General features: G+C 72.9%; 5 protein-coding genes and 1 pseudogene. 1 reads left to right on the top strand and 5 read right to left on the bottom strand.

Annotated elements, in window-relative coordinates; translation table 11 throughout:
* The 3 genes and pseudogenes from PWG71_RS26605 to PWG71_RS26595 all read right to left on the bottom strand — a co-directional run.
* Positions 1-1,273 (bottom strand): annotated as a pseudogene (locus PWG71_RS26605) (hypothetical protein); the annotation flags it as partial.
* 374 nt (positions 1,274-1,647) lie between these two features.
* Positions 1,648-2,994 carry an FAD-dependent oxidoreductase gene (locus PWG71_RS26600; RefSeq protein ID WP_274812784.1) on the bottom strand — a complete coding sequence of 449 codons (1,347 nt, stop codon included), beginning with the start codon at positions 2,992-2,994 and terminating at the stop codon, positions 1,648-1,650.
* 302 nt (positions 2,995-3,296) lie between these two features.
* Positions 3,297-3,992 carry a lysophospholipid acyltransferase family protein gene (locus PWG71_RS26595; protein ID WP_274812783.1) on the bottom strand — a complete coding sequence of 232 codons (696 nt, stop codon included), beginning with the start codon at positions 3,990-3,992 and terminating at the stop codon, positions 3,297-3,299.
* A gap of 271 nt (positions 3,993-4,263) precedes the next feature.
* Here PWG71_RS26595 and PWG71_RS26590 point away from each other — a divergent pair, with 271 nt between their 5' ends.
* Positions 4,264-4,914 carry a cyclase family protein gene (locus tag PWG71_RS26590; RefSeq protein WP_274812769.1) on the top strand — a complete coding sequence of 217 codons (651 nt, stop codon included), beginning with the start codon at positions 4,264-4,266 and terminating at the stop codon, positions 4,912-4,914.
* A gap of 40 nt (positions 4,915-4,954) precedes the next feature.
* On the opposite strand, the gene PWG71_RS26585 is transcribed toward PWG71_RS26590, so the two are convergent.
* Complete coding sequence (locus tag PWG71_RS26585) at positions 4,955-7,075, bottom strand: FUSC family protein (protein WP_274812768.1); 2,121 nt, start codon at positions 7,073-7,075, stop codon at positions 4,955-4,957.
* A 354-nt stretch (positions 7,076-7,429) separates the two neighbouring features.
* On the bottom strand, positions 7,430-8,632 hold the full coding sequence (locus PWG71_RS26580; protein ID WP_274812767.1) for a hypothetical protein: 1,203 nt from the start codon (positions 8,630-8,632) through the stop codon (positions 7,430-7,432).
* Positions 8,633-8,861: the final 229 nt, after the last annotated feature.

Genomic DNA, 8,861 nt, shown 5'->3' with positions numbered 1-8,861 from the left:
TGTCGCCTCCGTCGCCGGTGCCCCAGGCGGTGCCGCTCGGCTGTGGTCCGCTGTGGGTGTCGGGCCGGGTGGTCCGGGGGTCCTCGGGGGCGCGGTGCGAGCCGGTTCCGGTTCCGAGGTCGTCGGCCGTCCACGTGGTGGCGTCGGGGCGTGCGTCGCTCAGCGGGTCGCTCCAGGTGTCGCCTCCGTCGCCGGTGTCCCACGCGGCGCCGCTCGGCTGCGGCCCGCCGTGCGAACCGGTCCAGGTCTCCCGTGTCTCCCGTGGATCGCCGATCCCGTGCGCGGTGGAGGGGGCTCCGGTTCCGGGGTGGGACGGGGCCTGGGAACCGAGGTCTCCGACCGCCCGGGCGGTGGTGTCCTCTCGGGGCCCACTGTGGGCACCGCCCCGGCCCGCGCCGAAGTCGTCGGGGAGGCCGCGCTGTTCGCCCCAGGTGTCGGTGCCGTCGGGGAGGGTGGTGTCCTCGGACCGCCCCCGGCTGTCGCCTCCGTCGCCGGTGCCCCAGGCGGTGCCGCTCGGCTGTGGTCCGCTGTGGGTGTCGGGCCGGGTGGTCCGGGGGTCCTCGGGGGCGCGGTGCGAGCCGGTTCCGGTTCCGAGGTCGTCGGCCGTCCACGTGGTGGCGTCGGGGCGTGCGTCGCTCAGCGGGTCGCTCCAGGTGTCGCCTCCGTCGCCGGTGTCCCACGCGGCGCCGCTCGGCTGCGGCCCGCCGTGCGAACCGGTCCAGGCGGCGTGGGATCCGGTTCCGGACCGGGAGGAACCGAGCTCGTCGGTCGCCCACGCGGAGGAGTCGGCCTGCGGCTCACCGTCGGCATCGCCGGCGGTCTCCTTGAGGCGGCCCCAGGAGTCGCGTCCGTCACCGGAGTCCCTGGCGGACGTTTCCGGCGCGTCGGTGCCGTCCTGTCGGGCGCGCTTGGGGCGATCCCAGACGGACGTGCTCTCCTGAGGGTCCGCCCCGGCGGTCTCCTCGGGAGAACCTTCCGGGGTCTCCCAGTCCTTCCAGGTGTCCGCGGGAGGGGTCTCGTCGGGCTGGGGGATGTTCCACTCGCCGGTGGGCCCCTGCGCGGCCGGGTAAGGGGCGTCCCAGGACTCGGGACGGCCGGAGGGGGCGGCGGGGGTCTCCCGAGGAACAGGGGAGACCGGGTTCGTTCCTTCCGAAGCCGCGGGTCGCTGAGGAATGCGGTAGGGGTTCTCCGGGCGCACCCCTCGGGCCGGGGTGTCACCCGACTCCTCGGGCGGTCCGGAGGAATCCGGCTGCCGGGGGGACCGTTCGTCCACGCCTGACCGTCCTTCGTCGTTCTTCTCGGGGAGAATACCAAGATGCCCCGCTCCCACCTCGGTGGGAGCGGGGCACGAGGATGATGGTCGGCATGGTGGTCGCCTCTCGGCGCGGGGCACAACGGGGCTCCGGACCGTACGGTCACCCCTCGCGGGGGCCGTACGCGGTATTCCGCGAAGGCAATAGTTGAGGCCCGGGGGACACTTGCTACCACACCGACCAACAGTGACTCTAACCCATGGAACCGGGCCGTTGTTCCATGATCCCAGGGCGAGTCGCATGCGCAATATCACGGTGGGGATCCGCCGTGACGGGGAACAAGGATGCCGGCCCCGCAGAGGGGAGCGGGGCCGGCGGGGAGGTTCGCGCGGGGTCAGCCCCGGCGCGCGATCGTGGTCTGTTCCTCGCGGGTGAGCAGCTTGAGGCGCTTGCGGCCGCGGGCGGCCCCCAGCTCCTCTTCGTGGGCCTCGATCCGCTGCCAGCCCTCCCAGGTGGTGTACTCCACGCCGCGCTCCTCCAACAGGGCCCGGAACGCGATCGGGTCGGGTTCGACGGCGGGGGTGAACGTCTCGCGGTCGGAGACCAGTTTGGCGACGGTCTCCATGGCGTCGCCCTTGGTGTGGCCGATCAGGCCGACCGGGCCGCGCTTGATCCAGCCGGTGGCGTAGACCCCGGGGATGTGGTTCTCGTCCAGGTCCAGGACCCGGCCCTCGCGGTTGGGAACGACACCGCGCTCCTCGTCGAAGGGCAGGTCGGCCAGGGGCGAACCCAGGTAACCGATGGCCCGGTAGACGGCCTGGACCTCGTGGTCCACGTACTCGCCGGTGCCCCTGACGTTGCCGTCGCCGGTGAGTTCCATGCGCTCGGTGCGCAGACCGGTGACCCGGTCCTCGCCGAGCACCTCCACCGGGGCGTGCAGGAAGTGCAGGTGCAGGCGGACATCGTCGCCGCGGGGGTCGCGGATCGCCCAGTTCTGTAGCACCTTGACGTTGGTCTTGACCTGGTTGGAGTCCTCGCAGGCCTGGAGGCTGCCCTCGTCCATCTCGAAGTCCTCGGGGTAGACGATGACCTCGACCCCGGGCTGCTTGTCGAGTTCGCGCAACTCCATCGGGGTGGCCTTGCACTGGGCGATGCCCCGGCGCGCGAAGACGTGCACGTCGGTGACCCGCTTGGCGCGCAGCCCCTCGTAGACGTTGTCGGTGATGTCGGTTTCGAGCAGGTCGTCGGCGTTCTTGGCGAGGATGCGGGCCACGTCGACGGCGACGTTGCCCGCGCCGATCACGGCGACGCTGCTGCCCTCGACGTGCCAGGACGGCGAGACGTCGGGGTGGGAGTCGTACCAGAAGACGAAGTCGGCGGCGCCGTGGCTGCCGGGCAGGTCGATACCGGGGATGTCCAGGGGGCGGTCGCGGTCGCTGCCGGTGGAGAAGATGACCGCGTCGTAGTGCCGGTGCAGGTCCTCCAGCTTGAGGTCCACGCCGTACTCGACGTTGCCGTAGAAGGTGATCTCCGGCTTGTCGAGGATCTTGTGCAGGGCCCCCTGGATCTGCTTGATCCGGGGGTGGTCCGGGGCGACGCCGTAGCGGACCAGGCCGTAGGGGGAGGGCAGCTTGTCCAGGATGTCGATGCTGACGGACGTGCCGCACGCGGACAGGGTCTCGTCCTTGGTGAGCAGGTCCGCGGCGTAGATGCCCGCCGGACCGGCACCAACGATTCCCACTCGCAGGGGTCGCGTCATCGCACAGCTCCAAGTCTTCGCGCCAGGGTCGGACGCCATCAAAAGGTAAGGCTTGCCTAATCTATCCGGTGGCGACACCGGTAATCCCCACTATACTGGTGGGAAATTCCGCCTCCGCCTACGGGGGGCGGCTTCGGGGCCGGGGCGGCGCATCGGCGCCACCGCACACCGGCATCCCAGCTGGGGCGGGGGTCGCGGCGTACGCGCGGGCGACGTTCCCCTCCCCGCTGAAGGGTCAACGCGCCGTCAACGGCGAATCAGCCCCGAGTCGATTGTGGGGAAAGTCACCCCTGGGGTCCGCCCCGTTCCAGTTCCGCCTTGACCGAGGCGGCGTACCGGAGGACGCGCTCCTGGCCGGACAGCTTGGCGATCGCCTCCATGATGGCGTCGGTCGCCTCCCGGCGGGGCTTGGCCTTGTCGGCCAGGCCCTTCCACGAGGACAGGTCGACGGCCTCACCGAAACGCACGCCCACCCGGTTGAACGAGGGGACCCTGCGTCCCCGTGGAAAAATCCGCTCGGTCCCGGTCAGCGCCACCGGGATCACCGGGACGTCGGTGGTCAGCGCCAGCCAGGCCAGTCCGGTCTGGCCCTTGTACAGGCGGCCGTCGGGGGAGCGGGTGCCCTCGGGGAAGATCCCGAACACCTCGCCGCGTTCCAGCACGCCCAGGCTGTTGTCCATCGCCTCCTGGGAGCTCTGGCCCGGACGGCGGTCCACCGACAGCTGGCCGAGCCCGCGCAGGATCCGCGCGAGCGTCCGACGCGGCAGCGTTCCCTCGTCGAACAGCTCCTGCTTGGCGATGAACCGCACCGGCCGAGGGCAGGCGACGCCGATGAACAGGGGGTCGATGAGCGCCAGGTGGTTGACCGCCAGGATGGCCCCGCCTTCGCGGGGCACGTGGTGGGCGCCCTCCATCTTCACGGGCCACACCATGCGGGTCGCGGGCGCGACGACGACCTTGGCCGCTCCGTACAGTGACACCATGAAGTGGACCCTTCTCCGTGGGTGATGCCGATCGGCGTGTGCGGGGGAACTCCACGGATCCGCCGCTCCGCGCGTGCCATGACCTTACCCGGCCGGTGGAGTCCGGCGTCGGGTCGAGGGGGCCCACCGATTCCGGGGACTTCCCCCGAACTCCCCGGGGAGATCAATACGGTGGCGTGGGTCACACACGCTAGGCTCATGGTCTAGACCTCTGACGCAGGTCGGAGGTCGTGCACCGGACGCGCTCGTGAAGCGAGGAAGAACAGCCATGTCCAAACCGGTCGACGTCAGCCATCAGATCACCGACGGGATGATCACCAGTCCGAACCTTCCGGAACCGAGCATCACCGAGAGTTCGACCACCCCGGGGACCGCCGGGCACGGCAACGGCGGTGGCCGTGTCACCATGGCCGGTGCCACCGGCACCTACGTGGAGATGCCCGCCCACCGTTACCGGGACGGCGCAGACCTCGCCGATCTGGACCTGGACCGGGTCGCGGACCTCCCCGGCGCGGTCGTCGACGTGGCCGATGCCCGTCAGATCGGACCGGAGGTCTTCTCCGGTCTGGATCTGCGCGGCAGGGCCGTTCTGCTGCGCACCGGCTGGGACCGCCACTGGCGCACCGAGGCCTACGGCGGATTCGACCACCCGCACCTGACCGAGGCCGCGGCCAAGACCCTCGTCGAGGCGGGTGCGGTCCTGGTGGGCATCGACTCGGTGGGCGTGGACGACACGGCCCCGGCCACCGAGGGGGCCCGCCCCGCCCTGGCCGTCCTCTTGGCCGCCGGGATCCCGGTCGTCTCGCACCTGTGCCTGCTCGACGAGCTGCCCAACGAGGGGTTTCGGTTCTTCGCCGTGCCCGCCAAGGTGCGCGGGCTTGCCGCCTTCCCCGTGCGCGCCTTCGCCCTCGTCGGCTGAGCCGTGGCGCGGGAGCGTCCCCACCGGGGACGCTCCCGCGTCAAAGATCGGCGTCGACGTCGTCCTGTGCCCGGTGCCGCTCCAGTTCGGCCCGCTGCCGGGCCTCCAGCCGGGCCGTCCGCTCGTCCTGGGCGACCGCACCGGCCATCGCCGTCGACAGGGCGCGCAGCTCCATGTTGATCCGCGGGTAGGCGGGCAGCCGGGGCAGCGCCCCCATCCTCGGGGTGCGCCGCTCCTCCATCGCCGAGATCAGTTCGCGGAAGGCCAGGTCCACCCGTTGCAGGGTGATCGTCCCGACGGGTTCGGGGTCCTCCAACGCCAACGCGGACAACGCCAGGTATCCCGTGCGCTGGGTGGCCACCACCACCGGCCACAGCGGTCGGGTGGAGGCGGCGCGAGGAACATCGCCGATCGCGCTGTCGTAGACCCCGCGCAGGCTCACCAGCGCCGCCCGCATGTCCCGTCGCAGCTCGTAGCGGAGCCCGGGGGCGATCTCGGTGTCCTGGTCCAGCACCGCCGACACGCACCGGCGGGCCTCCTCCAGCACACCCACGATCGACTGCGGCAACCGGGTCGCCGACGCGCCCCGCCACAGCAGCATCGCCCCGGCCAGCCCCACCAGGCCGCCGACCACGGTGTCGATGATGCGGGTCTCGGCCAGCTCGGTGATCGGGTGCGGCGCCGCCGTGTAGGACAGCAGCAGCGCCATCGGGGTGATCAGCAGCGAACCGTAGAAGAAGTTGCGCCCGATGACCAGTTGGGCCGCCCCCTGGAACGCCGCCGCCAGCACGATGACCGCCGTCAGCGGCGGGTTCGCGGCGATGAGGAACGCCCCGATCACCACGCCGAGCAGGGTGCCGAGCGACCGCTGCACCGACCGGTTGAGGGTCAGGACCACGTTGCCGCCTTGGAGGACGGCCGTCGTGGTGATGCCCACCCAGTAGGAGTTCTCCAGGCCCACGGCCAAGGACAGGGCCCCCGCCGCCGTCACCGTGATCCACATGCGCAGCGCGGTGGGGCGGATGAGCGACTCCGGGCTCAGACTGGAGCGCAGCGCCCCCCACAGCGCCGGGTAACGCTCGTCGTGCAGGGTCCGGGCGCTCTCGTCGTCCTCGAACTCCTCACCGTCCCTGCGTTCGGCCGAGGCGGCCCGCGCCATCAACCCGTACAGGCGCGCCTCCAGGGAACGGGGGCGCATGCCCCGACGCACCCCGTCCAGTTCGGCCGGATCGGGTGCCCGGTCGGGGTCGGCGACCGCCGCGGCCATCCTGTCGGCGAAGGCCGCCGCCTCCGGGGGCAGCGGGGTGGTGCGGGCCATGCACACCTGGGTCGTGGTCAGGTGGACGTCGGAGACCCGGCGCAGCAGCGAACGCAGTCGGGCCGCCTCGCCGCTGGTCCGGTACCCGCGGGTCTGCGCCAGCAGCACCAGGCGCCAGGCGTCGGCGACCGCGACCGAGGCGTCGTGCTGCGCGTGGTCCAGCTCCGGGGTGCCCACCGACCGCAGCAGGGCGGCGAGCCTGCGGTAGGCCACGGCCACCGCCTGGTACTCGGGGTGGCGGGCGCGCACGACGACACCCGACATCGACACCGCCCAGCCGATGGCCGCCCCGAGCGCGGCGATGGCGGCGTGCAGGGGGACGTCGGTCAGACCGCCGGGCACGATCGTGGAGATCGCGCCGACCAGGACGATGAACAGCGGGCCGGGCTTGTCCACCCGCCAGGCGGCGCAGATCCAGGTGGCCAGACCGGCGGTCAGCCCGATGGAGAACACCCCCGCCCACGGGGAGAGCGCCGAGGCCAGCGAACCCATCGTCACGCTGCCCACGAAACCCAGGCCGACCAGGGCCAGCGCGGCCGACCGGTAGACGTAGGGGGTCTTCTTCTCGTACAGGACCGTCATCGAGCCCATCGCCGCGAGAGTGGCGACCTGCGCGCCGAACAACCACGCCCCCAAGGCGAAGGAGACGGTCATGGCGATGGCGGCCTGCGCGGCGGTGGTCCAGGCCCAGGCACCCGACTCCAGCCCGAAGACGGCACGCAGGTCCACACGCGGTCGGGGACGCTCACCGATGGTGGCGCGTCGGGGGACCGGCTGCGAGGTGTCGCCCACATCGAGAGGTCCGGTATCGCCCGTGGTTCCCAGATCTCGCACGTGCCCCATCCTAGACCGGGACGAATCGGTACTCATGACTCAGAGGACGCTTTACCCCCGGTTTCGGGTTCGATTCCCTCTCCGTGTCCTCGGCCACCCCGCCTTCGGCGCGGCCCTCATCGCGCGTCGATGCGCCGACCTCTCCACTCTCTGAGCTGCCAGGACGCCCCCGGGTCGGGTCCGCGCCCCCGAGAGGGTGTCCTCGGCCACCCTGCGCCCCCGGGTGCCGGGACGGACCCGGGCCCCAGGGCCGCCGGGGGCGGCCGGGAGTACGGGAAGGCCGCGGGTGGACCCGTGACGGGGCGCACGCCTCGGGCCGTCGGCGGGTGGCCCCGACCCCCTCTCCTCAGGGAGGAGGGGAACTCAATTCCGCGCGGTGGCCGCCTCGGCCTCGGCCGCCCGGGCGAGTGCCCCGTCGCGTTCGGCCTCGGCCCGGTCGGCCCGTTCCGCGGCGCGGTCCCGCGCCTCCTCCGCCAACGCCAGCCGGGCGGCCGCGGCCTCGCGCGACTCGGCGAGGGTGAGCTCGGCCCCGCGCCGTTGCGTCGCCAACTCCTCCGTCAGCCGTTCGCGTTCGGCCACCGAACGCTCCAGTTCGGCGGTGAGCCGTTCGCGTTCGGCCACGGCCGCCGTCCGCTCCGACTCCAGCGCGCGCTCGATCCGGGCGAGTTCGGCCTTGGCGCGTTCGCGTTCGGCGATCAGCGACTCTTCGAGCCGGTGGATCCGCTCCTCGGCGCGGTCGGCCCGCTCCTGTTCGCTCCGGGCCCGGGCCAGGGCCTCGTCACGGCGGCGGGCGTGCTCGGCCGTCTCCGCCCGGAGCCCCTCGGCCTCGGCGTGCGCGTGCCGTAGACGCCGGGCGGCGTCGGCGCGTTCGTGCTCGGCCGCGTCACGGAGTTCACCGATCCGGCGCTCGGCGGCGGCCAATCCCGCGTTGGCCTCGGCGATGGCGGCGTCGCGTTCCTCCCCGGCCCGTTCCGTCTCCCGCTCCGCCCGCTCCCGTGCGCCCTCGGCCTCGTCCCGGCGGGTCAAGGCCTCCTCGGCCATCCGCTCGGCCTCGGTGGTCGCGGCGATCGCCGCCGACGCCGCCTCCTCGGCCGCCCGCCGGGCCGATTCCGCCTCACGCCGACGGTTCTCCGCCTCCAGCCGGGCCGCGTCGGCCTCGGCGGCGTGCCGGCCCCCCGCCAGCCGGGCGGCCTCCACCTGGGCCTCGGCCGCGGCCGGGTCGGTCATCGTCGCGAACGCCTCGGTGGCGGACCGCAGTGTCTCGGTGAGCTGTTCGCTCTGTACCGCGAACCGGGTGAGCAGGTCGTCGGCGCGCAGCCGGGCGGCCGTCACCGGTTCGGCCGCGGCGAACGCGGGGCCGTCGGAACCGGAGGGTTCACGGGCGGCGCGCGCCTCGGCCTCCTGACGTTCGGACTCCTGGGCCTGCCGCTGGCGCTCCTTCCAGGCCCGCCAACGGGTGTGCTCGGGCAGGTCGCAGTACTGGGGAGGTCGCCCGGGTGAGGAGGCCCGGGGCACCGGGCGGTCACAGCCGGGGAAGTTGCAGGTATTGGAGTCGGAGGTCGCCACGCAGGCGAGCGTAGCGTTTCCGGCCCCGCCCGCGCCGGGGCGTGTCGCGCTGGGAGCGGCACGGTGCGGGCCGGACACGGTGTGGGCGGGTATCCGCGCGGGCCCTCGGCCCCGACGCCCTCGTCCATGGGAGAGACGTGGTGCGGGCGGGGAAGGCGGGAAGCACGGTGCGGGTGGGGAGGAGCGAGAGACGTGGTGCGGGCGTGCGAGGGCGGGAAAGCGGTACGGG

This window comes from Nocardiopsis sp. N85 (assembly GCF_028882275.1).
In the GTDB taxonomy this organism is placed as follows: domain Bacteria; phylum Actinomycetota; class Actinomycetes; order Streptosporangiales; family Streptosporangiaceae; genus Nocardiopsis; species Nocardiopsis lambiniae.
This window is presented reverse-complemented; position numbering and strand designations above follow the sequence as displayed.

Bases quoted from the DNA above. Each gene is read 5' to 3' on its own strand.
- PWG71_RS26590 (WP_274812769.1), top strand. From the start codon at position 4,264: ATGTCCAAACCGGTCGACGTCAGCCATCAGATCACCGACGGGATGATC.
- PWG71_RS26585 (WP_274812768.1), bottom strand. From the start codon at position 7,075: ATGGGGCACGTGCGAGATCTGGGAACCACGGGCGATACCGGACCTCTC.